A 22891-nucleotide genomic window follows, 5' to 3' on the forward strand; every position below is an offset into this window, starting at 1 on the left:
CCAGAAGCATCAACATCCCCGGCAGATCGAATTTATCATTTTGTCGACCTTCGCGTCTTCAGGGTCGATAGCGGGCTTGGTGTCAAGCATGGGGTGGCCCACGCCATCTGACGAAAGCGCCGTGCCCGACGAGTTGGTGCCGGGCGCGGCAGCGGTGGTGCCGAACGCGCCGCCGCCCATCATGGACATACCCATATGAGGCGATCCCATGCCATGCGCTCCTCCCATGCCGCCGCGGGCAAACGCCGCCGTGGTTGAAAGGCCAACGCAAAGGGCGATGCAAAGAACGGAGAGCTTTTTCATGCCGAGACTCCTCGTTAGCGCCGGCCGGCGGGCGGCTCTGAAGGGATTTCGATTGCGCCGACCCTCGACACCGCCGCGGCTGTGATCATTCCCGCATTGCTACCACCCTGCGAGGCGTTGCCTGGGCCGAAGTCGTTAAGGAGGATACCAGCCGTACCTACGACTGCGACGATTAGCGTTGCTATCGGGGGTATCACCGCCGGTCCTTTCTCTTGATCGTGCATTTTGTTCTGCCCAATTCGTTGGTCGATGTGCGTCAAGTTGATGTAGGTTCGCAATCCGCCGACACCATTAAATTGAATTTTATTCCGTGCGTTTTGACGGGCACACGAGCCAAGCGGCATCAAAGGCATTTGACCCAATCGTGAAGCCGCTACGACTTGGCGCGGTGGCCACCAGTGCGCACATAGTCGACGTGACATCCATGATAACTGAGCAAATGCGATGCGAGCCGTTCTGGCCTTGGGCCTACTGACCACTTTGTGCGCTTCTGCCAACGCCGCGACGGTGCATCACTTCAAACAGCCTGTGGGTCACTTACGCCCGGTCCAACATGTTACCGCTCCCTCGCCGCGATTCGCGGTTCCCGGATGGACCGACGAAGAGACCCGGCAGTGGCTGTATAACGGAAGCGCCGCCTCTGGCTTAGGCTGATAGCCTCCAATCGCCGCCTAACACAGGCCGATCAGTGTTTAGTAAGCCCAAGGTGCTTGACTACTCGGTCCGATACCAGATGCGTCCGGCGAGAAAATGTGCGGTAGGGCAGATGTCATCGCGCGCCTTCCGGCGCGCCGGCGACGGACGCCTTTACGTCGAGCCGATGGGACAGAAAGCTGAGCGTGAAGGCGACAGCGGCCAGAGCCGCGCCGATCCACGGCAACTCGCGATAGGCCAGACCGTCGGTCAGGGCGAGACCGCCGACCCAGGCGCCTGCCGCGTTGCCAAGATTGAATGCACCCTGATTGAGGGTAGAGGCGAGATTGGGCGCCTGCGCTGCCTCGTTGACGACGCGCATCTGCAATGGGGAGACCAGGGCGAACGCCAGCAAGCCCCAGCAGAAGACCGTCGCGGCCGCCGGCACCAGCGATCCGGTCGTAAGCGTGAACAGGCCCAAGACCGGAATCAGTAACGCCAGGATGCCGATCACTGACGGCATCAGCTTCCGGTCGCCGAGCCACCCTCCAATGAAATTACCCGCCGTGAGTCCAGTGCCGAACAGCAGCAGCATGAACGTGACCTCGTGCGGCGAGATCACTGTCACGTTCTCCAGAATCGGGGTGATGTAAGTGAAGACACTGAAGAGGCTTGCAGACACCGCCATGCTGATCAGCATTGCTAAAATCACTTGCGTGCTGCCAAGCGACCTTGCCTCGTGGATGAACTGCATGCGGGGAGCGGGTATGTCGCGCGGCAGCCAGGCGTAAAGGGCAAATGCCGCGGCGAAGCCGATGACAACCACGGCCCAAAATGTATTCCGCCAGCCGACGGCTTCGCCGAGTGCGGTGCCAAACGGAACGCCCAGCACATTGGCGAGGGTGAGACCGGCGAACATCATTGCGATCGCTTGGGCCTTTTTCTGCTCCGGCACCAGGGTGGCGGCGACGACAGCGCCGAGTCCGAAGAATGCGCCGTGACAAAGTGCCGTTGCGATTCGCGCGGCCATCAACAGGGCATAATTCGGAGCCAGCGCGCAAAGCAGGTTGCCGAGAATGAAGATGCCGATCAGCAAAAGCAACGCCCTCCGCCGGTCCATCCTTGCCGTTGCAATGGCAAGGAAAGGAGACCCGAATGCCACGCTCAACGCATATCCGGTCACAAGGAGACCGGCGTGCGGGATCGTGACGCCAAGATCGCCGGCAACATCGGGCAACAGTCCCATGATCACGAATTCGGTTGTGCCGATCCCAAACGAAGCCAACGCGAGGGCGAGCAAAGGAAGTCGGCTCGTGGAGGCCGGAATTTTAGTTGCGAGAGGCATGAGCGTTTACCGTTTCAACGGCGCTAATGCGGGCGCCGGAACCTTGCACTTCAGCAAGACGACGGTTCGATGGACTGATGAAGCGTCACACCTCTAGGCTATCTGCGTCCACAAGCATTACCGTCAGAGTTGAAGATAGACGGCCGGCCTGCCGGCACCATTAAATTGCCGTTCAGAAAACTCAATTCGATTTTATGCGAGCAGGTTGGGCGTTGGTACGCGGCGGTCAGCTCAAGCTGATCGGGGTGGCGGCTGGCGCTGACTTCTGCCGGCTTCGAGGTGGCGGTTTAAGGCATTCGTCACACCGACAATCAAAGCCGCGAATTGAGCGCGGTTGCGGAACGGTCGGGCTGGGAGATTTAGAAAGTCTACGAGGACACTGGCATCAGCGGTGCCAAGGGCAGGGACAAACATCCCGGACTAGAAGGGACGATGAAGGCGGTGAATGCCAAGGAGTTCGATATGGTCGCCGATTGGTCGGTGGATCGGCTCGGTCGATCGCTGACCGATCTGCTCGGCATCCTGCAAGAGCTTCAGGAAAAAGGGTCGACCTGTTCCTTCATCAGCAAGGTATCGATACGTCAACCACCGCCGGCAAGGCGATGTTTCAGATGTTAGGTGTATTGCTGAGTTCGAGCGGGAGATTATTCGCATCGGCACGAGCGTAGTGCAGCGTGTTTTCAAGCAGGAGCCGCGGCCATCTTGACAGGATACAGCGGCATCTCGGCGCGCCGAACGGACGGATAGGCGAGGGCGGCCCTTGTTCGCTTTTGCCAAGATAGCAGACTAAACGAAGACATCGGGCCAGGTCCGAAAAGTGCCCAATGCGGAAGTCGTACCCGTGCCGAATTAGCGTCGGAAAGCGGGCGCGCCGCGCTACTTCGATTGAAGAATGCCCAAAAAGCCTTGCAGAAACGCGGCGCCTGCGCTTAGGGCTAGGTACCGGAGTCGTCGCCGCCAACCAACCCGGGTCTGTTGTTCGGACCGAACCCATACCTGCCACCGTCCGAACACCAACCGTCCAGATACCCACCGTTGTCCCTACACCCACCGTAGTTCATCCACCCCCTATACGTCGGGGCGTAACTCATGCCAACCGCACCGTGGTGGGTCCTGACACCTGACCTATGATGATTTGGATTTGTGTATGCAAGTGCGAACGTACTTGAGAGCGCGAACGCAGAGGCTAGTGCCAGGGTCACAAGTTTCATGGTTATCTCCTTTGTTTTCTAGATAAGAGACAACCGCCCCGTCGCCATTAAAACCTTGTTTAAGCACGGTGGAAAACGCAAAGCTGTTCACATCTCACAGAGCAAGTTTTTGTTTTTGGAATGAAGTCTGCTCCTTCCGTGGTCTTCTTGAAAGTTGCTGCAGTTTTTCGAGCTTAGCATCGGCTCTGGCGACTTCAGTGGTAGGGTGCCGAGCCGCGAGCGAGAAATGGGCATGCGCAGCACGGTGCTTCGCGCGATGACCGCTTTGGGTCAAAAGCGCGTTTGGGAAATGGACCGGTCACTTCCGGTTTACTCCGATAATCGGACGTCCTTGGTGTCGGCCGCCACCTCGCAAAAGTGCCAATAGGCGAACTGTGACGCCCGTCATTTGAGGTGGGGACTTGTCGATGCTGACTATTTCGCTTATCTCGTTCCCAAGTGATGGGGATGGAGTTCCCCCGGTAACCGCCGTGTCGGCTGATGACTCCTGCTGGGCGCGAGAGCGCAGGTAGGAGTATGTGCAAATGACCCCTCAACTCATTCTTGCTGTAGCGGCCGGCGGCGCGTTCGGATCAGTCGCGCGATATCTGGTGGGCATCGGATCGGGAAAGCTGTTCGAAACTGACTTTCCTTGGGGCACGCTCATGGTCAACGTGACCGGCTCATTTTTGATTGGTGCGTTCGTCGGCCTTTTCGCAGCCAAATGGGATTTGTCGCAGGCAATGCGGATATTCCTGACAGTTGGCATTTGTGGCGGCTACACGACTTTCTCCACATTCTCTCTGGACACCTACTACTTGATTGAACGTGGACACACGTTGGCATCATTTGCTTACATGGTGGCTTCGGTGATGCTGTCTGTTGGTGCCCTGATCGCGGCGCTGCGGTTTGTTCGGGCACTTTCATGAAGAATCTTCTGCTCTCCTGGGTATTTTGGGCGCTGCTTTCCGCAGGTTTCGCGGCCTTAACAGCCATCTTCGCAAAGATCGGTATCGAGAACGTCAATTCGGACTTTGCGACTTTCATTCGCACAGTAGTCATCCTGTTGGTGGCCGCACTGATCGTCCACGCCTCCGGGAACTGGCAGCAGCCGTCCAGCGTGTCCGCGAAAACGTGGTTGTTCCTCATCCTATCTGGTGCCGCGACAGGCGCTTCTTGGATTTGCTACTTCCGCGCCTTGAAGCTCGGGGATGCCGCGCGCGTTGCTCCCGTGGACAAGCTCAGCGTTGTCTTCGTGTCGGTTTTCGCAGTGCTCTTCTTGGGTGAACGGCTTGCGCTGCCAAATTGGCTCGGCGTCATTCTGATCGCGTGCGGTGCCGTTCTCGTTGCCTACCGAGCATAGGAGGAAACGGCATCGTATCGGTCAAAGCGAGTATTCAAAGGGTTGAGACCAGCTTCGCTACTGCAACGTCTCAGATGGGTCAATCGCGTCGTTTTGACTCTCCGACGATGACTTCCGGTCCTCGCCGATAGGCGGACATCGTCCGTCCGTATGTCCCAAAAGTGCCAAAGGCTGACGTCGCGACCTTCATGTGTGGTATCAACCATCCGAGGTGCGTTGCAAGGCGCGCGCTCCTCGTATCGATTCCCCGCTGCGAAGGACCCCGCGGTTCGACCCGCCCGCCGGCCGGCATCAATTTTGAGAGGAGGTCGCATGAATCGCATTCTCATCACCGGCGCGGCCGGGAAAATCGGAAGCACCTTGCGCGAAGGCTTGCGTGAACGCTACGCGGTGCTGCGCCTTTCCGATATCGCGCCGCTCGATCCGGCACGCGCCGGCGAAGAGATCGTGCGCGCCGATCTCGCCGATCTCGCCGAGGTGGAAGTCGCCATGCGGGGCGTTGATTGCGTTGTCCACCTCGGCGCGATCGCAGGCGAGGACACGTGGGACAAGATCCTGCCCAACAACGTGGTCGGAACCTGGAATGTGTTCGAGGCAGCGCGGCGCCAAGGTGTGCGTCGCGTCATCTATGCGAGCTCGCATCACGCGGTCGGGTTCTATCGGCGCCCCCGCTTCATCGACCAGATGGTCGTTCCGCGGCCGGACGGCGTCTACGGGGTGAGCAAGGTGTTCGGCGAGGCGGTCGGACGCCTGTTCGCCGACAAGCACGGCCTGTCGGTAGCCTGCCTCCGCATCGGCGCCTTTCGCGACAAGCCGGCGGATCGCCGTCTGCTCCATGTCTGGCTCAGCCCGCGCGACGCCGTGCAACTGGTCGGATGTTGCATCGATGCGCCCGACTATCATTTCATCGTCGTCTACGGCGTCTCCAACAACACGCGCAACCGCTACCGCAATGCAGGCATCGAGTTCCTCGGCTATCGTCCGCAGGACAAATCGGAGGATTATGCGGCCGACATCCTGCGCACCCCGGACACCGAGGATGCGATCTCGCGGGAATTCCACGGCGGCCCCTATACGCAAATGGGGTTCGACGGCGACCTTGCACGGATCGAGTAGCGGGTCACCCGGTCGCCGTGGCGGGAAGAGCGACTGAGCCATTCCACCGGCACTTCCGGCAGTCGCCGCAATGAGTCCACTGGAAGGCCGGGGGGACCGCTCCTGGAACAAGTCGACGAGACGCCAGCGCAAAGTGCCCCGGCCTTTAAATTCAACTGCATCACCGGTCCCACCGGTAGCGGTTTAGTGCAAATATGTTTTGCGACACGGGATATTCTTGCGAGGCGACAGGCAGCTGTGCGGCACAAGGTGCGACTTCCGCAATGGGTCTTGTGTCACGAGCATCGCCGGTCCACACGGCGGTGCGCAACTGTGCGAGAGATGAAGGAGGGCTCTTCGAGGTCGACAATCAGGGGGTGATCTCAAGCCACCCCAAGCTGCTGTCGTCAAGAGCGATGGTGGTGAACGCTGCGGAAACGCTCGGGACAAGATTCCGGCAGGCAAGGTTGAGAGAGGCGAGCGCAAGCAAACCGTCGATGAAGTGTCGAAAGCGGATTAGACGATGTCAAAACCGGGGGGTGACCCTTCCTCCGGGATCAACTTGGGAGGTGTCCTGAGACGGCCCAAGCGGCATCCGGCATGTAGGCGGCGCGAAGCTCAACCAGGCTCTTGTACGGAACGTGAGAACCTGATCGGCGATGCTATGGGATAAGGCGCAAGCGGCTCCAACCGCGAGGCCGAAAGTACCGATGCGCCGGGCAGGGGCGGACTGCTTCGTAGTAGCGATGAAGCGGGTGTAATGCCCGTGGAGCGAAGGGAGCGGGCCATCGCCATTTGGCTTGGGTCAACCAGCAACGGGAGGAACCCGATGTTCAATGGAAGGCGGCAGCCTTCGCGCGGTGGCACGAGCCGGATGACGCAAGAGTGTCAAGTCCGGTTCTGTGAGGGGCTCGGGGTGAAATTCCCCGGGCCTACTCGGCAATCGCGTCCTTGTCGGGACGACCGCTATTGGCCGCCGAATCATTGAGGCGACATTTTCGCTAGACCTTTTTGCACCCGCTACCTCCGTCTTCAATCTGACAACTCGACCTGGAAGAAATCGGACGGGCGAGTGAGGCTCCCGGATGAGAGAGCGGCGTAAGCGTGTAGCCGCCCGCTCCAACTGTCGTTTGCCTAATCAGCCAGGGCGATCCTTGTCGGTTGCCACGCTAAGACCGAACCGTCCATGCAGACCGATCAGCAGCACGCGCAGTCCGCTTCGCAACCATTTCATTTTGACATCCGCTCAGCGCTCTCATGGCAATTGTCCGCGCGGACACAATGATGCCCCACGCCCCAAAAGAAAAAAAGCTCAATTGATTGCCCATTTACTGAGCAGCTGCCCGATGGGAATGCGGACACCTCAAATGGACGTGCTGTGCCATTGCAAAAAACCATTGCGATTCAATAGAAGGAAACTGGCACATCTCGTGCTTCTCTCTCGCCGAGTTGGTTGCTAGGGTTCCGGCTTTGCGCCTGCAAAGCGCTGGTCCGAGAGCAGCCGCTTGCGGGGGAGAAATCCCCGCAAGTGCACGGCGGGATAAAAGCCCGGGAGACCTCGTTAGCCAAGGGATTGGCAAAGCGATGGTCTGTCGCCGGTCCCTTTTTGTAAGTTTTGCAAGAGGGATCTGCTATGAACAGACTCATATCACTGCTCCGATCCATCATTTTTGTAACGACGCTGGCGGCCGTTGTTGCTGCGCCGGCGCATGCGGCGCCGAAAAAGGACTTCAAGGTCGCATGGTCGATCTATGTTGGCTGGATGCCGTGGGGCTATGCCGCCGACACCGGCATCGTCAAGAAATGGGCCGACAAATACGGCCTTACCATCGAAGTGAAGCAGTTCAACGACTACGTCGAATCCGTCAATCAATACACCGCCGGTGCGTTCGATGCGGTGACCATCACCAACATGGACGCGCTGTCGATTCCCGCCGCCGGCGGTGTCGACACCACGGCGATCGTGATGGGCGACTTCTCCAACGGCAACGATGCCGTCATCCTGAAGAACAAGGGCGATCTCGCCGCCATCAAGGGCCAGAAGATCAATCTGGTCGAGTTCTCGGTCTCGCACTATTTGCTTGCGCGGGCGCTGGAGAGCAAACATCTCGCCGAGAAGGACATCAAGGTCGTCAACACTTCCGATGCCGATATGGCGGCGGCCTACAAGACGCCTGAAGTGACCGCGGTGGTGACGTGGAATCCGATCGTCTCGGAAATTCTGGGTTCGCCCGACGCCAAGAAGGTGTTCGATTCTTCGCAGATTCCCGGCGAGATCATGGATCTGATGGTGGTCAATACGGCGGTGCTGAAAGACAATCCCAATTTCGGCAAGGCGCTGGTCGGCATCTGGTACGAGACCATCGCAAAAATGCAAGCCGCTGGAGCGGAAGGCAAAGCCGCGAAGGAAGCCATGGCCAAGGCCTCGGGCACCGATCTCGCCGGCTTCGACAGCCAACTCGCCTCGACCAAGCTATTCGACAAGGCGGCGGACGCGGAAGCCTTTACCAAGAGTGCGGCGGTCGGCACCACCATGGATCGGGTGCGCAAGTTCCTGTTCGATAAGGCGTTGCTCGGCAAGGACGCCAAATCGGCTGACGTCATCGGCATCGAGCTGGGCGACAAGAGCGTGATTGGCGACAAGAAGAACGTCAAGCTGCGCTTTGACGCCAGCTTTATGGATGCCGCAGCCAAGGGAAAACTCTGATCGCTGACCCGATTCGGGGTTTGAAGCGGGGATGACGATGCGGCTCATGAACATCAAGCCGAACAGGCAGGCGCGGTTCTATCTCGCCGCACTGCCGTTCGTATTGCTGGCGATCGCCTATTTCGCCGGTTCGAGCATGCGGCTTGCGGAAAATCCCAATGACAAGTTGCTGCCTGCGCTACCAACCATGGCGCAGGCAGTCAAACACATGGCTTTCGAGATTGATGTCCGTACCGGCACCAATTTCATGCTGGCGGACACGATCTCGAGTCTCGGCAGGCTGGTCTCGGCGCTGGCGATTTCGACCTCGGCGGCCCTTGTATTAAGCATCGTGATTGGCCTGCTGCCTGGCGCTAACGCCATGCTGGCGTCCTTTGTCGGGGTGATGTCGATGGTGCCGCCACTGGCGTTGCTGCCGATCCTGTTTATCGTGATGGGGCTTGGCGAAAACTCCAAGATCGCCCTGATCGTGATAGGCACCTTGCCCTGCATCATTCGCGATCTCACCATGAAGGTGCTGGAGTTGCCGCGTGAGCAACTCATCAAGGCGCAGACGCTTGGCGCTTCGACCTGGCAGGTGGCGCTGCGCGTGGTGCTGCCGCAGATCCTGCCGCGGCTGGTCGACTCGCTGCGCTTGCAACTCGGACCGGCCTGGCTGTTCCTGATAGCCGCGGAGGCGATCGCATCCGATTCGGGGCTCGGCTATCGCATCTTCCTGGTGCGGCGCTATCTCGCGATGGACGTGATTATTCCCTACGTCATCTGGATTACGCTGCTCGCCTTTCTGATGGATGCCGGGCTGAGCCTGCTGCAGCGCAAGCTGTTCCCCTGGTTTGCATCGGTGAGGGCGGAATGAGCGCGATCCGTTTCGACAATGTCTGGAAGGAATATGGCGACCATATCGTGCTGGAGCGGATCACGCTCGATGTCGCGCCGCGCGCCTTCATCGCGCTGGTCGGCCCGTCCGGCTGCGGCAAGACCACCTTCCTGCGCATGCTGCTGGGTGAGGAAGCCCCGACGCGTGGGCAGATACTGATCGACGGTGTGCCGCTGACGCACGAGCCGGATGCGGGTCGCGGTGTGGTGTTTCAGCGCTATTCGGTATTTCCGCATTTGACCGTGCTTGAGAACGTGGTGCTGGGGCGCGAGCTGCAGCATGCCAAACTGACGGGCCGGCTGTTCGGTGCGGCCAGGCGCGAGGCGGTGGACGAGGCGATGACGCTGCTCGCCGAGGTCGGCCTTGCCGGACATGAGGGCAAATACCCGGCGTCACTGTCTGGCGGCATGCAACAACGTCTGGCTTTGGCGCAGGCGGTGATGCGCGGCCCCAAAATCCTGCTACTCGACGAGCCGTTCGGCGCGCTCGATCCCGGCATCCGGGCCGATATCCATGTGCTGATGAAACGGCTGTGGAACGAAACCGACCTCACGGTGGTGATGGTCACTCATGATTTGAGCGAGGCGTTCCGCCTGGCGACGCGCGTCGTTGCGTTCGAGCGTAGTCGCGATCGTCCCGAGGAACGCGAGCGCTATGGCGCCACTATCTCGCGAGACCTTGAAGTGTTTCCGCGCCGCGCCGCCCAGGCGCGGAATCTGTCGAAATTACGCTCCGGCCGGGACGACCTTGCCGAAAAGGGAGCATGAGCCGGGACGGCCCGGCGCGCTTGTCTGAGAAAGGGCAAACCATGATCCTAACCGAACAGCAGCAGGCCGACATCGCGGCCCACAAGCGGCGCTATGAAGATTTGAAGGCCGCCGGTCAGGGGCAGGCGCCGCGCGCCTTGCCGCCGCCGACACCACTCGACGGCGTACCGATCGCGGACGCCGCAGTCCTTCATCGTGAAACCATTCCCGGCGGCTGGTATTGGACGACGCGCCTTCATCGTGGCGAAGCCCTGCGGCTGATCAACACCTCAGGCGCATCCTGCGTCAGTCTGCTGGCGTGGAGCGCCGCCGATCCTAGCGAGCGGCTCAACCATGCCGACACCATCAAGGTGCAATGGGCCGCGAGCCTGCGCAAGGGCCGCGTGATTCTGTCCGATATGGGCCGTGTGCTATTCAGCATCATCGAGGATACCAGCGGGGTTCACGATACCCTCGCGGGCGGCTCCACCGCGGCTACCAACGCGGCCCGATATGGTGTTGCCGATACCCGCAACACCCGCGACAATTTCATTCTCGCCGCCGGCAAACTCGGGCTTGGCCGCCGCGATGTCGCGCCGTGCATCAGCTTTTTCGCGCCTGTCAGTGTCGATGCAGAGGGGCGGTTTCAGTGGGGAGCGAACCGCAGACATGCCGGTGATTTCGTCGATCTTCGCGCCGAGATGGATCTGCTGGTGGCGCTGTCGAACTGTCCGCATCCGTTCGATCCGGCACCGACTTATGCGCCTGAGGCCGTGGAGGTGATCCGCCATCGGCCAATACCTGCCGGGGCAGACGACTTGTGTCGGACCGCGAGCGCGGAGGCGATGCGCGCCTTCGAGAACAACGCCTTTTTGGCTGACCTCAGCGTAGCCGGGTGAACGTCATGAGCATGCATTCTCTCCCGGCTTCCGCGCGCGTTGTACTCGACACCGAGATTGTCGCCCGCGCACCCTGGTCCGCCATCATTCGCAAAGGCCAGACGCTTCGCATCATCGACAGCCACGGCCAGCAGGCGGTGGATACGTTGTTCTACTGCGCCTCCGATCTGCAGGAGCGTTACAGCGGTCAGGACACGCTGCGGGCGCAAGGCTCCGCCTATGTCGGCACGGGCACCCGCATCATGTCCAATGAGGGGCGCACGATGTTGCGCGTGGTGGCCGATAGCTGCGGCCTGCATGATACCTCCGCAGGCGCCTGTTCGTGCGAAAGCAACACCGTCCGCTTCGGTCACGGCACCAAATATCTCCACGCCTGCCGCGAGAATTTTTTGATCGAGGCCGCCAAGCACGGCTTGTCGAAGCGCGACATCGTTCCCAATCTGAACTTCTTCATGAACGTGCCGATCGATCCATCCGGTAATTTCACCGTGGTCGATGGCGTGTCGAAGCCCGGCGATCACATCGATATGGTCGCGGAGATGGACGTGCTGTGCCTGATATCCAACTGCCCGCAGATCAATAATCCCTGCAACGGCTTTTTTCCGACGCCCGTTCGCGTGGTGATCTTCGAAGCGCAAGAGGATTGATGGGATGTTCCAGAAAGTCCTGATTGCCAACCGCGGTGAAATCGCCGGGCGGATTGGCCGCACCTTGCGCCGCATGGGGATTGCCTCCGTCGCGGTTTATTCCGATGCTGACCGTTTCACCCGCTCCGTGCGCGACGCCGATGAGGCGGTGCGCGTCGGCCCGGCGGCCGCGGCGGAGAGCTATCTCAATATCGATGCGATCATTGAGGCATGCCTGGAGACTGGTGCCCAGGCGGTGCATCCCGGCTATGGGTTTCTCTCGGAAAACCGCCGCTTTGCCGAAGTACTGTCGCAGCACGGCATCGCCTTCATCGGGCCGCGGCCGGAACATCTCGATGCGTTCGGGTTGAAGCACAAGGCGCGCGAGCTTGCCGAACGCAGCGGGGTGCCGCTGCTGCCGGGGTCGGGGCTGCTGGACGCGGTCGACGAGTCCATGGCGGAAGCGATGCGCATCGGCTTTCCCCTGATGCTGAAGAGCACCGCCGGTGGCGGCGGGATCGGCATGCAACTCTGTCAGGATGCGCAGATGTTGCGCGAACGCTTCGACACGGTGCAGCGCACGGCGCGGGCGAGCTTCGGTGACGCCCGGGTCTATTTCGAGCGTTTCGTCGCCGAGGCCCGGCATATCGAGGTGCAGATTTTCGGCAACGGCAAGGGCGGCGTTGTGGCGCTCGGCGAGCGCGATTGCTCGCTCCAGCGCCGCAACCAGAAAGTTGTCGAGGAAACACCAGCGCCGGGGCTCAGCCATGAGATGCGCACGCGGCTGCATCAGGCCGCTGTGGCGCTCGGCAAGAGCGTCAGTTACGAATCCGCAGGAACCGTGGAATTCATTTACGATGTCGAGCGGCAGGATTTCTATTTCCTCGAAGTCAACACCCGGTTGCAGGTCGAGCATCCCGTGACGGAAGCCGTATTCGGCATCGACCTCGTCGAATGGATGGTGCGGCAGGCGGCCGGCGAGGACGTGCTCGAAGGCCTCGGCACGCTGACGCCGAAGGGGGCGGCCATCGAGGTCCGGATCTATGCGGAAAATCCCAGCGCCGGATTTAGGCCGAGCGCCGGACGCCTGACCTGCGTGGACTTCCCCGACGACGTGCGCGTCGATAGTTGGATCGAGACCGGCGTCGAGGTGACGCCGTTCTATGATCCGATGCTGGCCAAGGTGATCGTCGCTGCCAACACGCGTGCCGATGCGATTGCGAAGCTGATGCGCGTGCTTGATGCGACCACGATCGCTGGGATCGAGACCAATCTTGAATATCTGCGCGCCATCGCAGCTTCAGAGGTCTTCCACACCGGCCGCGTCGCCACCAATGTTCTCGCGGGGCTGTCATTCGCGCCGCGCACCATCGACGTGCTGGCGCCCGGCGCGCAATCAGGCTTGCAGGAATTGCCGGGCCGGCTGCATCTTTGGCACGTCGGGGTACCGCCGAGCGGCCCAATGGATGAACGCTCGTTCCGTCTTGCCAACACCATCGTCGGCAATCCCCAAGTGACTGCCGCGCTTGAATTGACTGTCAATGGGCCGACCTTGCGGTTCAACGTCGATGCCGTGATCGGTCTGGCCGGGGCGCGTATGGCCGCCAAGCTCGATGGCGTCGACGTCGATAACAACGTGCCGGTGACGATCCGCGCCGGCCAGGTGCTGGCGATCGGCAGCATCGAAGGCGCGGGGCAGCGTTGCTATCTCGCCGTGCGCGGCGGTTTCGACGCTCCGCAAATTTTGGGCTCGCGCGCCGTGTTCACTCTGGGCTCCTTCGGCGGTCATGCCACCGGGGCGCTCAAGGTCAGTGAAGTCCTGCATATCGGCAAGGTGGCAGGTGACCTGCCGATGCCGCGACCTCTTGCCGCTGATGAGCTTCTTCGGCTGACGCGGGAGTGGACCATTGGCGTGATTTACGGCCCGCACGGCGCGCCGGACTTCTTCCTCGATGAGGATATCGAGACTCTGTTCGCCTCCGACTACGAAGTGCACTTTAACAGCGCGCGGACCGGTGTGCGGCTGATCGGACCGAAGCCGAAATGGGCGCGCTCCGATGGTGGCGAAGCCGGGCTGCATCCCTCGAACATTCACGACAATGCCTATGCGGTGGGGTCGATCGATTTCACCGGGGACATGCCCATCATTCTCGGGCCCGATGGTCCGAGTCTCGGCGGGTTCGTGTGTCCCGCCGTAGTAGCGCGCGACGAACTTTGGAAGATCGGCCAGCTCAAGCCCGGCGACAAGGTCCGCTTCGCGCCGGTGTTTCGCGGCAATGATCCCGTGATGGGATCAAAGGTCACGCGCGCAGGCGCGCCGCTCGGATCGGCGATCGTCGGCCGCAGCGATGACGGTCCCGTGCCGGTGGTTTACCGTCGGGCCGGTGACGACAACCTTCTGGTCGAATACGGGCCGATGGAGCTCCACATCGCGCTGCGGTTGCGCGTGCACGTGCTGGCGCAAGCGGTCGCGGATGCGCGGTTGCGGGGTCTGATCGATCTGACGCCCGGAATCCGTTCGCTACAGATTCACTATGACAGCACGGTACTGTCGCGCCGCCGCCTGCTCGAAGTGTTGCGCGAACTCGAGCGCGGTCTGCCGCCGGTCGATGCGATGAAGGTGCCAAGTCGCATCGTCCATCTGCCGTTGTCGTGGAATGACCCGCAGATCGTGCTGGCGATGCAGAAATATCAGGAACTGGTGCGGCGCAATGCGCCCTGGTGTCCGTCGAACATCGAGTTCATCCGGCGCATCAACGGGCTCGTCAGCGAGGACGAGGTCAAGCGGATCGTGTTCGATGCCGCCTATCTCGTGTTGGGACTGGGCGATGTCTATCTCGGCGCGCCGGTCGCGACCCCGATCGATCCGTGTCATCGTCTGGTGACGACCAAGTACAATCCCGCCCGCACCTGGACGCCGGAAAATGCCGTCGGCATCGGCGGCGCCTATATGTGTATCTACGGCATGGAAGGCCCCGGCGGTTATCAGCTGTTCGGCCGCACCATCCAGATGTGGAACACTTGGCGCACCACGCCGGAGTTCGCGCCGGGGCATCCATGGCTATTGCGGTTCTTCGATCAGATACGGTTTTTCCCGGTCAGCGCCGAAGAACTGATGGAAGCGCGCACGGCGTTTCCGCACGGCGGCTATCCGGTGAAGATCGAGCCTGCTGAGTTTTCCTACGCAGACTACGCCGACGGCTTGCAGCGTGATCGTGACTCGATCGTGGCCTTCAAGCGGGGGCAGCAGGCGGCCTTCGATGCCGAACGCCGGCGCTGGGCGGAGCTGCGCATCGACGAGGTACCGGACGAAGTCGCCGCAAGCGCGGCAGTAGTCGACGACATTCCCGATGGCCATTCCGGCGTATTTTCGGAAGTGCCGGGAAACGTCTGGAAAATTTTCGGCGATGTGGGCGCGGATGTGGCGGCAGGCGACGTTGTTGCGATCATCGAATCGATGAAAATGGAAATCCGCGTATTGGCTCCGGTTGCCGGCCGTCTATCGTCGGTACGTGTCAAACCAGGGCAGACTTTGCGCGCGGGCGACGTCGTCGCCTTGATCAAGGAGGGCTAGGTGGTTTTGGAGGGCGCGATATTGCAGAACTCGTTCACGTCGGTGTACCATAAGCCCGTTTTTGGGTTGTACGCTCCGGCCTTCCAATATCAAGCCGACAAGAAATCCAATCCATCCAAGCGGCCGCACACTCGTGCTCGCAGATAGTAGTGGGCGCACTACCGCTTGAGCAGAGCGCGCGGCTCAATGCGAGCAACTGGAAATTTCCGGCCGCCCATTTGCGATGGCTGCCGACGCGATGAACAATTCCAGACTTCGTATCTTATCTATTCTATGCGGAAGCGAGGGGGTACGATCGAGGCGCCTCCGCGCCAAAGCGACGTCTCAAGGGACGAATAGACCGGGACGTGAGTTCGCGACGAAATTCGCGTATGCACCCAGCCATTGGCGTAGGTGCCAGAAGGATGGGCTTGATCGGAAAAGCTCTCGCAATCAGGCGAAACTGATCGCGAAACAACGGCGGGTTCAACGTGGTCCGTTCTAGCAAAGCGCCCGCTGCCAGCGGGGCATCAAAGCGAAGGAAGTCTTCACCGCGTACCGCGATCTCTTCTTCAGCGCCCTTGGGCTTGATGGCTCTCCATTTGCTGGCGCAACGGAGGAAGGCTTGCGGCAACGGCATCGTCTTTCTGTCTGAAAACGAAAATAGAGCCGAGCGACTAGGTGCCGTCATTCATGCCCTCGATCCCTCATGCGATGTGCTTGTTTTCCCGAGACTAAATACTCTGCCGTTCGACCAGCTGGAGCCATCACGCGAAATCGCGGGTAGACGAAGTTCGGTCTTGAGGCGCCTCGCTAAGCCAAAGAAGCCGATACTGCTCGTGTCCACGGCAGAGGCCGTGATGGAGCGCTTGCCCATGCCGGCGAGCTGGTCTCGCGCAAGCGTTGGTCTGAAGGTGGGCTCTGCGTTTTCCGAACGGGATCTTCGTGCGCGGCTCGAAGCCCTCGGATATGACCTCGATGACGAGCCGGATTATCCAGGTGGCGTCCTGTTTCACGGAAACACGTTCGAGATCTTTCCGGCAGGTGCACTCGGTCCTTTCAGAATAGAACATTCCGGGCAGGTGATACGCCGGATTGCCGCGTTCGACCCGATAGGACAAGAGGTTCTTTCCGAAGTGAAGGAGCTTCTTATTGATCCCATGTCGGAGCGACTTCCATTCGGGAGGATACGTGGAAAACGGTCGAATTTGTTCGACTATTGCGAGCGATCCAAGTGGATCGCGGACGCCGGGGTTCCCGAGCACGCTGACAGCTGGCTGAGCACGATCGAGGAGGCGGCCGGTCGCACAGAAACAGAGCGCGAATACCTTGGGAGACGGGACTGGAAACGCCGAGCCAAGCGTATGAAGGTGTTGTCCCACAAGGCTGCGTTCCGTCCCACGCCGGACTTTTCGAAGGTCGCATCGCCGAGGAAGGAGCTGCGTGCATTCGTCGATGAGACGCGAGGCGTCGCCGGCTCGCGCCTGGTATTCGTTGCGGCGCAGGAGGAGGACCTGCGCGCTATGGAACGGTTGAGCGGGGTTAAGGCGGAGCGCTTTCCTGACTGGAGCGAGGCAACGGCCGAACGCAACCGAGAAGCGTCGCTTCTGGTCGACTTCGATGCGGGTTTTGTCGTGCCTGGTCGGAAGCCTCTTGTCGTCGTGACTGCTTCCGACGTGCTCGGCAGCAGAGCTCATCATCCGCAGCCGATGGCCAGAGCTTGGAATGCGGCTTTCGACCACACGGATGTGCCGGAGTTAGGCTCCGTAGTCGTTCATCTGCAGCGGGGACTGGGCTTGCTCGACGGATTGCAATCGGTGGCAACCGGAGACGTGTCGTCGCGCGACATGATCCGGCTCGTATTTGCGGGAGAAGATGCCGTTCTGGTTCCACCCGCTGACCTCGCCCTGATCTGGCCGTACGCATCGGAGCTTGGCGAGCTAACCCTGGACAAGGCGGATGGAAGTACATGGTGGGCTCGACGTACGGAGGCTGAGCAAGAAATTCAAATCGCCGGCAAGCAGCTCTCCAAGTACATCAGCCAGCGACGCCGCCGGCGGGCGCCGAAACTTGCACCTCCAGGCCCCGTCTATGAGAGGTTCGTCGCACGTTTTCCGTATTTCACGACGGTCGACCAAGCGAAGGCCGTTCGGGACGTCCTAGATGACCTTGCGTCCGGCCACCCCATGGACAGGGTCATTTGCGGCGACGTCGGGTTCGGCAAGACCGAGGTAGCATTGCGAGCGGCGGCCGCCGTCGTGCTGTCAGGGAAACAGGTCGCGATTGCCGTACCGACGACCGTCTTGGCAAGACAGCATGTCGCGACTTTCCGCAAACGTTTTGCCCCATTCAATATCGAGGTGGGTCGCTTGTCGCGAGCCGCTTCGGCCGCGGAAACAAGGGAGGCGAAGGAGGGGCTAAAGAGCGGAAAATTGAAGGTCGTGGTCGGAACGCAGGCTCTCGCCTCCAAGGATGCGAAGTTCGCCGACCTCGGTTTGATAATCATCGACGAGGAACAGCATTTTGGGGCGGCTGAGAAGGCGAAGCTTTCAGAACTAGCCAAAGGTGTCCATGCCCTTTGGATGAGCGCCACGCCGATTCCTCGGACTCTCGCGGCAGGTCTCGCGGGCTTCAGGGATCTCAGTGTCATCGCCTCGCCGCCCGTTCATCGACTTCCGGTGGTCACGAAGGTCGCTCCGCTTTCGGATGCTGCTATCCGCCGAAAACCTTTGGGTAGGTAGATAGTCGAGGATTGTAGAGGGGGCCGCCACGCTGGCGGGCCACACTCAAACAATCTTCCACGCTCTGTTCACTATTGTGCAGACGTTGCCAGCTTTTCCCGCTCCTGTTAGCGCGCCAGATGGGTACCCACTACCCTATCTGGCTGTTTGAAATGTGAATACTTTGGATGGCCTCGGCGCGCGTTACGCGCTGGGGCCATTTTTATTCTCGGCCGGTGCCCATGCGGTTCGTTGCGGCGTCCCGATGACGCGCTGTCACACCCGCCGGGCTGGTTATTGGATGATGTGGTCAACCGCGCGATTCGGAGGGGCCATGATCGCACGGCAGCCGAGACTCGGCAATCTCTTGGCGATGCGCGCAGAGATCCAGGCCAAGGTCGACAAATATCCCGCTGCGCGTTTTCCTATTCAACACGAAATCGAGAAACTGCAAAAGCACCTGAACGAATTTAACGACCGAATCATAGAATTGGAAAATGAAGGTCATCGCGGCCACGCCGTGGAGGTGTTGAAGGCCAATGCGTTGGACTTCGCGCGGCGGATCGATGAACTCCGCTGTTTGTTAATCGATTCCCGACGATCATAGATCGTTAGGCTTCACGCGGCCGCCTTGTCTTCCTTGTCCGCGCCGCGGGCGACGATCATCAGCGCGCCGTCCGCCAACAGCCGTTGCAGCGCCTTGGCCTCGTCCCAGGGCGCGCGTATCCAGACGTTCGCACTCTTCGTCGGTCGTCAAGATCACCGGCATCGCCTTCGGGTGGATCGGCTCGCCGATCCCACCGAAAGCGCGACCGGCAAAGGCTTGTCGCCGCCTGGTGACGAACAGCTCCGCTCACAAAAAAGGGCCGCCGGCGTTCGGCGGCCCAAGTCTTGGGAGGAATACGCCGAGGAGCAAAAACAGCTCCCGCGCAATCGCAACCTCAATATGGCGGGTAATTGTTTCCGGCCGTCTTCGTTCAAACAGGAAAATGGCTGCTGGATCGTTTCTTCGGAACCGAGGCCGTGAAGCGAGTTCACGGATTCGAGAGGCCGCGGCGCTGAAGTCGGAAACTTCCGACTCTCCGATAGATTTACCGGGTAGCCGGTTCACGCTGGCGGGCGAGCGGCATGCCCGGTTTCTCCGCTGCACCGCGCTGCCAACGTACTCCAAGCCTCGGGGACCGTGGACGTTCAGCTAGGAGGCGAGATCATGGGCTGAATGCTGGTGCCTAACCACATGGCGGCTGCGATCATGATGACCGCTCCGACCACAAGGATCATCAAGTCGTTCGTGAGCCAACGGGGGACGCGCTTCTCAGGTTTCGTCATGGCCTGGGCCCTCCGTAACCTGCATTCTCCGACGGACGAGAGCGCGACGTTGTGATCCAGTTCACGCAATCGGGAAAAAATGGCAATTCGGCGGGCGATGTCCGAAAACTCTCCCAGACGGGAATACTTCGCGACTGCTGGAGACCCGATGACTTCATCCGCGAGTGCGAGCATCGTGGGCGGGATGTCGAGGCCAATAGCCTTGGCAGTTGCGAGCGGCGATAAGGATGTCGCATTTAGGCAACAGCTCCAGTAAATGTGACCCATCCCAATCTTGTCCGTCGCCTCGCTTGGGACATTCCACTAAAATCAGACTCGCCTTGGACTACGGGGAACATGCGTGTAGCGTTCTTTAGGGGACCGTGCCGCGGGGTTGGGGGCAATGAAAGCCTTGCAGACCACCTGCATCGTGAGTGCCATAACATTCACGGGGATGATCCATCAGGTTGGCGGAAACACGCCAGGCGCGACCGTGCCGAACGCAATGCTGGAAGCGGCTGGGAGCGCCGAGACGCCAGGTGCGCCTGCGCTCTCCGCCGCCGTCCCGGAGGCATCTGCCGCGGGTTCCGGACCGTCGTTGATGGCCCAAGCCGAAATCGGCGACGATTCTTTCGAGGCAAAATGGATGGCCTTGGGCCATCATGATGCCGCCCAACCGATGCCGGCAACGCACGATGCGCCCGACGATGCTCCAAAGCCGGCACCGGTGACGCAGGATTTCCGGTATCTCATCTATTACGTCTGGTCCGAACTGCCGCCTGCCGAAAAGCCGGCGGCTATCGTTTTGAGTTCACTCAAGGACACCGCGGTCGGAACGCCGGTCGAGGAGATCAAGCGCGCTTCCGATGCTTTCGGTCTGGATTTCAATTTCATGAAGGCGGTTGCCAAGATCGAGTCCGGTTTCGATCCCAAGCAACGCACGGGGTCGTATATCGGCCTGTTCCAACTGAGCGAATACGAGTTCAACAAATTCGGCTCCGGGCAGATTCGTGATCCCCGCGACAATGCCGTTGCGGCGGCCTACAAGGTCATTACCGAAGGCATTCTGTTCGAGTGGGTGACGCACAAGAAGCCGACTTTGAGCGATCTTTACCTAATCCATCAACAAGGCTGGGAAGGCGCAGCCGAGCACATCAGCCAACCTGATCGCATCGCTTGGAAATCCATGTGTGCCACCAGCGAAGGCAGGGAGAAAGGCGAAAAATGGTGCAAACGCGCGATCTGGCGGAATACTCTTCCTGCCGTCAAACACGCGTGGAAATCGGTCGATAAATTGACATCGGGGGCATTCGTCGGAATGTGGCGCGACCGGGTTGCTGATTTCTATTCGAAATACATGGCCACCGCCGCCGCACGGGCGACCCAGTAAATTTCCGTTGAGTGGTTGGCAGGAGTTGCCGCCAATACTCATTCAACAATGTGATAGAGTGTAGCACTCACGACCGCGGAAGTGCCATGTTGATCTCCGGTCGCTGCCATTGCGGCAATATCTTTTTCGCGCTCGACTGGCGGCCGGAGCCGTCAGAAATCCCGGCTCGGGCCTGCACCTGCTCGTTCTGCGCGAAGCATGGCGGTGTTTGGACCTCGTGCCCGACCGGATCGCTCACGGTGAACGTCAAGGATCGCACGCGCGCATCAAAATACGCGTTCGGCACCAAGACTGCCGAGTTTCACGTGTGCACCGGGTGTGGCGTGGTGCCGGTGGTCACTAGCCGAATCGACGGCTGCCTCTACGCCGTCGTCAGCGTGAACGCATTTGAGAATGTGGAACCTGCGCTGCTTCGACGCGCGCCGGTAACCTTCGAGGGCGAGAGTGAACAAGCCCGCCTGAGCCGGCGCAAGCGCAATTGGATTGCCGATGTCCGGTTTGAAGCCACGAGCTAGGCGCTCGGGCTCACCATCTCGGAATCGGTCTTGCTGCTCGTCGACGAGTTGATCGAAAACAGAGCTATCTGTTGCGGTGCGTGAGTCCGCAGTTGGCACCTTCGAAACATGTCGGCACACGGCAACGATGTCTGTTTATGAGGGTAGAGCGAAAGTCGTCGGTATACAACTAGACAGGCTGTCTCGCTGGAGGGATCATGCAGCGCGAGGAGAACTGGGGCGCCGACCGCCCTTGGGCAGGCCCCAAACGGCCATCACCTCAATTGCGTCCAGTGGTAACTTGATGATCATCGGGCATTCGCAGGCTGGAAAATGGCGATAGCCCACTGCCTGCCAGTTCGCTCCAACTGGAGTGACGAAACATGGGTCCATTGGTCACAGATTTCATCGCGAGGGAAGCGCGCTTTGGCGCCCGGAACTACGAACCGCTCGGCGTCGTCCTGACGCGCGGCGAGGGCGTCTTTGTTTGGGATACGCAGGGACATCGCTACCTCGATTGCCTCTCCGCCTATTCCGCGGTGAATCAGGGCCACTGCCATCCGAAGATCTTGGCCGCGATGGTGGAGCAGGCGGGCCGGCTGACGCTGACATCGCGCGCCTTTCACAACGACCAGCTGGCCCTCTTCTACGAAGAGATCGCGGCGCTGACCGGCTCCCACAAGGTGCTGCCGATGAACAGCGGCGCCGAAGCGGTTGAGAGTGCGATCAAGTCGGTGCGCAAATGGGGCTATGAGGTGAAGGGGGTGCCGGACGGACAGGCCGAGATCATCGTCTGCGCCGATAATTTTCACGGCCGCACCCTTGGCATCATCGGCTTCAGCACCGACCCGGCGGCACGTGACCATTTCGGACCGTTCGCGGCGGGCTTCAAGATCATCGCCTTCGGCGATGCGACGGCGCTGAAGGAGGCAATCACGCCCAACACGGTCGCCTTTTTGGTCGAACCGATTCAGGGAGAAGCGGGCGTCGTCATCCCACCGTCAGATTACTTTACAGCAGTGCGCCAACTCTGCACTGCGCACGACGTGATGCTGATTTTGGACGAGATCCAGACCGGGCTCGGCCGCACCGGCAAGCTGCTCGCGGAACAGCACGAGGGCATCGAGGCGGATGTCACGCTGCTCGGCAAGGCGTTGTCCGGCGGCTTTTACCCAGTGTCGGCCGTGCTTTCGAACAACGCGGTGCTCGGCACCCTGAAACCTGGCCAGCACGGGTCGACCTTCGGCGGCAATCCGCTGGCCTGTGCGGTGGCTCGGGCCGCGCTGCGCGTGCTGGTCGAGGAAGGGATGATCGAGAACGCGGCCGCCCAGGGCACCCGTTTTCTCGATGGCCTGAGCAGCATCCGCAGCAACACGATCCGGGAAGTGCGCGGACGCGGGCTGATGCTGGCCGTCGAGCTTCACCCGGAAGCAGGCGGTGCACGTCGCTACTGTCAGGCCCTGCAGGCCCGAGGCATCCTCGCCAAGGACACACATGGGCACACGATTCGCATCGCCCCGCCGCTTGTTATCTCCAGCGATCAGGTCGACTGGGCGCTGGAACAGATCGCCGCCACTTTGTGGCAGGATTTCTCGTGAGGCCAGCGCCGCCGATTGCCGTCGTTCTGTTGGTCTCAATACAC

Annotated in this window: 18 protein-coding genes, 1 pseudogene and 2 riboswitches; of the genes and pseudogenes, 15 read left to right on the plus strand and 4 right to left on the minus strand. The window is 60.5% G+C overall.

What is annotated here, in order from left to right:
* Positions 1 to 9: 9 nt before the first annotated feature.
* Together IVB05_RS17515 and IVB05_RS17520 are read right to left on the minus strand one after the other, a co-directional pair.
* Positions 10 to 303, minus strand: coding sequence for a hypothetical protein (locus tag IVB05_RS17515; protein ID WP_247785825.1), 294 nt, complete (start codon positions 301 to 303; stop codon positions 10 to 12).
* Between the two features lie 769 nt (positions 304 to 1072).
* Positions 1073 to 2281, minus strand: a complete 1209-nt coding sequence (locus tag IVB05_RS17520; RefSeq protein WP_247785827.1) for an MFS transporter — start codon at positions 2279 to 2281, stop codon at positions 1073 to 1075.
* Positions 2282 to 2665: 384 nt separating this feature from the next.
* On the opposite strand from IVB05_RS17520, the gene IVB05_RS17525 reads away from it, so the two are divergent.
* From IVB05_RS17525 to IVB05_RS17580, 12 genes are all read left to right on the plus strand, one after another.
* A complete protein-coding gene (locus tag IVB05_RS17525; protein WP_247786761.1) occupies positions 2666 to 2899 on the plus strand; it encodes a recombinase family protein in 234 nt (77 codons plus the stop codon).
* Positions 2900 to 3926: 1027 nt separating this feature from the next.
* A riboswitch (Fluoride riboswitch) is annotated at positions 3927 to 3989 on the plus strand.
* A 27-nt stretch (positions 3990 to 4016) separates the two neighbouring features.
* A complete protein-coding gene (crcB, locus tag IVB05_RS17530) occupies positions 4017 to 4400 on the plus strand; it encodes a fluoride efflux transporter CrcB (RefSeq protein WP_247785829.1) in 384 nt (127 codons plus the stop codon).
* On the plus strand, positions 4397 to 4834 hold the full coding sequence (locus IVB05_RS17535) for an EamA family transporter (protein ID WP_247785831.1): 438 nt from the start codon (positions 4397 to 4399) through the stop codon (positions 4832 to 4834). The genes crcB and IVB05_RS17535 overlap by 4 nt, the downstream gene beginning before the upstream one ends.
* Before the next feature lie 312 nt (positions 4835 to 5146).
* Complete coding sequence (locus IVB05_RS17540) at positions 5147 to 5950, plus strand: NAD(P)-dependent oxidoreductase (RefSeq protein ID WP_247785833.1); 804 nt, start codon at positions 5147 to 5149, stop codon at positions 5948 to 5950.
* A gap of 1424 nt (positions 5951 to 7374) precedes the next feature.
* Positions 7375 to 7486, plus strand: a riboswitch (guanidine-I (ykkC/yxkD leader).
* A 76-nt stretch (positions 7487 to 7562) separates the two neighbouring features.
* Positions 7563 to 8636 carry a putative urea ABC transporter substrate-binding protein gene (locus IVB05_RS17545; protein ID WP_247785835.1) on the plus strand — a complete coding sequence of 358 codons (1074 nt, stop codon included), beginning with the start codon at positions 7563 to 7565 and terminating at the stop codon, positions 8634 to 8636.
* A 37-nt stretch (positions 8637 to 8673) separates the two neighbouring features.
* The gene (locus tag IVB05_RS17550; RefSeq protein WP_247786762.1) at positions 8674 to 9492 is read left to right on the plus strand and encodes an ABC transporter permease subunit; all 819 of its coding nucleotides are present in this window, start codon (positions 8674 to 8676) and stop codon (positions 9490 to 9492) included.
* Positions 9489 to 10280: an ABC transporter ATP-binding protein gene (locus IVB05_RS17555; RefSeq protein ID WP_247785837.1), complete on the plus strand. Its 792-nt coding sequence runs from the start codon at positions 9489 to 9491 to the stop codon at positions 10278 to 10280. Before IVB05_RS17550 ends, IVB05_RS17555 begins: the two co-directional genes overlap by 4 nt.
* Positions 10281 to 10321: 41 nt before the next feature.
* Complete coding sequence (locus IVB05_RS17560; RefSeq protein WP_247785839.1) at positions 10322 to 11158, plus strand: urea amidolyase associated protein UAAP1; 837 nt, start codon at positions 10322 to 10324, stop codon at positions 11156 to 11158.
* 5 nt (positions 11159 to 11163) lie between these two features.
* A complete protein-coding gene (locus IVB05_RS17565; protein ID WP_247785840.1) occupies positions 11164 to 11805 on the plus strand; it encodes an urea amidolyase associated protein UAAP2 in 642 nt (213 codons plus the stop codon).
* A 4-nt stretch (positions 11806 to 11809) separates the two neighbouring features.
* Positions 11810 to 15358 (plus strand): urea carboxylase, encoded by a 3549-nt coding sequence (uca, locus tag IVB05_RS17570; protein WP_247785841.1) that lies wholly within the window; start codon positions 11810 to 11812, stop codon positions 15356 to 15358.
* A gap of 566 nt (positions 15359 to 15924) precedes the next feature.
* Positions 15925 to 18078: a DEAD/DEAH box helicase gene (locus IVB05_RS17575; RefSeq protein ID WP_346771864.1), complete on the plus strand. Its 2154-nt coding sequence runs from the start codon at positions 15925 to 15927 to the stop codon at positions 18076 to 18078.
* Positions 18079 to 18391: 313 nt separating this feature from the next.
* Entirely contained in the window at positions 18392 to 18664 is a 273-nt protein-coding gene (locus IVB05_RS17580) for a hypothetical protein (protein WP_247785842.1), read from the plus strand.
* Between the two features lie 11 nt (positions 18665 to 18675).
* On the opposite strand, the pseudogene IVB05_RS17585 reads toward IVB05_RS17580, so the two are convergent.
* A pseudogene (locus IVB05_RS17585) lies at positions 18676 to 18853 on the minus strand (SOS response-associated peptidase); the annotation flags it as partial.
* A 395-nt stretch (positions 18854 to 19248) separates the two neighbouring features.
* Positions 19249 to 19653 carry a hypothetical protein gene (locus IVB05_RS17590; RefSeq protein ID WP_247785843.1) on the minus strand — a complete coding sequence of 135 codons (405 nt, stop codon included), beginning with the start codon at positions 19651 to 19653 and terminating at the stop codon, positions 19249 to 19251.
* A 115-nt stretch (positions 19654 to 19768) separates the two neighbouring features.
* Here IVB05_RS17590 and IVB05_RS17595 point away from each other — a divergent pair, with 115 nt between their 5' ends.
* The 3 genes from IVB05_RS17595 (at position 19769) to rocD (ending at position 22847) form a co-directional block, all read left to right on the plus strand.
* Positions 19769 to 20755 (plus strand): transglycosylase, encoded by a 987-nt coding sequence (locus tag IVB05_RS17595; RefSeq protein WP_247785844.1) that lies wholly within the window; start codon positions 19769 to 19771, stop codon positions 20753 to 20755.
* 239 nt (positions 20756 to 20994) lie between these two features.
* A complete protein-coding gene (locus IVB05_RS17600) occupies positions 20995 to 21270 on the plus strand; it encodes a hypothetical protein (protein WP_247785845.1) in 276 nt (91 codons plus the stop codon).
* 362 nt (positions 21271 to 21632) lie between these two features.
* Positions 21633 to 22847 carry an ornithine--oxo-acid transaminase gene (rocD, locus tag IVB05_RS17605; protein ID WP_247785846.1) on the plus strand — a complete coding sequence of 405 codons (1215 nt, stop codon included), beginning with the start codon at positions 21633 to 21635 and terminating at the stop codon, positions 22845 to 22847.
* The last annotated feature ends 44 nt before the right edge of the window (positions 22848 to 22891 follow it).

The organism is Bradyrhizobium sp. 170 (assembly GCF_023101085.1).
GTDB lineage: Bacteria > Pseudomonadota > Alphaproteobacteria > Rhizobiales > Xanthobacteraceae > Bradyrhizobium.

What these genes read in the sequence shown, in the direction of transcription:
- IVB05_RS17595 (WP_247785844.1), top strand. Translation starts at nt 19,769, where the DNA reads ATGAAAGCCTTGCAGACCACCTGCATCGTGAGTGCCATAACATTCACG.
- rocD (WP_247785846.1), top strand. Translation starts at nt 21,633, where the DNA reads ATGGGTCCATTGGTCACAGATTTCATCGCGAGGGAAGCGCGCTTTGGC.
- IVB05_RS17565 (WP_247785840.1), top strand. Translation starts at nt 11,164, where the DNA reads ATGAGCATGCATTCTCTCCCGGCTTCCGCGCGCGTTGTACTCGACACC.
- IVB05_RS17555 (WP_247785837.1), top strand. Translation starts at nt 9,489, where the DNA reads ATGAGCGCGATCCGTTTCGACAATGTCTGGAAGGAATATGGCGACCAT.
- IVB05_RS17520 (WP_247785827.1), bottom strand. Translation starts at nt 2,281, where the DNA reads ATGCCTCTCGCAACTAAAATTCCGGCCTCCACGAGCCGACTTCCTTTG.
- IVB05_RS17580 (WP_247785842.1), top strand. Translation starts at nt 18,392, where the DNA reads ATGATCGCACGGCAGCCGAGACTCGGCAATCTCTTGGCGATGCGCGCA.
- IVB05_RS17535 (WP_247785831.1), top strand. Translation starts at nt 4,397, where the DNA reads ATGAAGAATCTTCTGCTCTCCTGGGTATTTTGGGCGCTGCTTTCCGCA.
- IVB05_RS17590 (WP_247785843.1), bottom strand. Translation starts at nt 19,653, where the DNA reads ATGGGTCACATTTACTGGAGCTGTTGCCTAAATGCGACATCCTTATCG.
- uca (WP_247785841.1), top strand. Translation starts at nt 11,810, where the DNA reads ATGTTCCAGAAAGTCCTGATTGCCAACCGCGGTGAAATCGCCGGGCGG.
- crcB (WP_247785829.1), top strand. Translation starts at nt 4,017, where the DNA reads ATGACCCCTCAACTCATTCTTGCTGTAGCGGCCGGCGGCGCGTTCGGA.
- IVB05_RS17540 (WP_247785833.1), top strand. Translation starts at nt 5,147, where the DNA reads ATGAATCGCATTCTCATCACCGGCGCGGCCGGGAAAATCGGAAGCACC.
- IVB05_RS17545 (WP_247785835.1), top strand. Translation starts at nt 7,563, where the DNA reads ATGAACAGACTCATATCACTGCTCCGATCCATCATTTTTGTAACGACG.
- IVB05_RS17560 (WP_247785839.1), top strand. Translation starts at nt 10,322, where the DNA reads ATGATCCTAACCGAACAGCAGCAGGCCGACATCGCGGCCCACAAGCGG.
- IVB05_RS17515 (WP_247785825.1), bottom strand. Translation starts at nt 303, where the DNA reads ATGAAAAAGCTCTCCGTTCTTTGCATCGCCCTTTGCGTTGGCCTTTCA.
- IVB05_RS17550 (WP_247786762.1), top strand. Translation starts at nt 8,674, where the DNA reads ATGCGGCTCATGAACATCAAGCCGAACAGGCAGGCGCGGTTCTATCTC.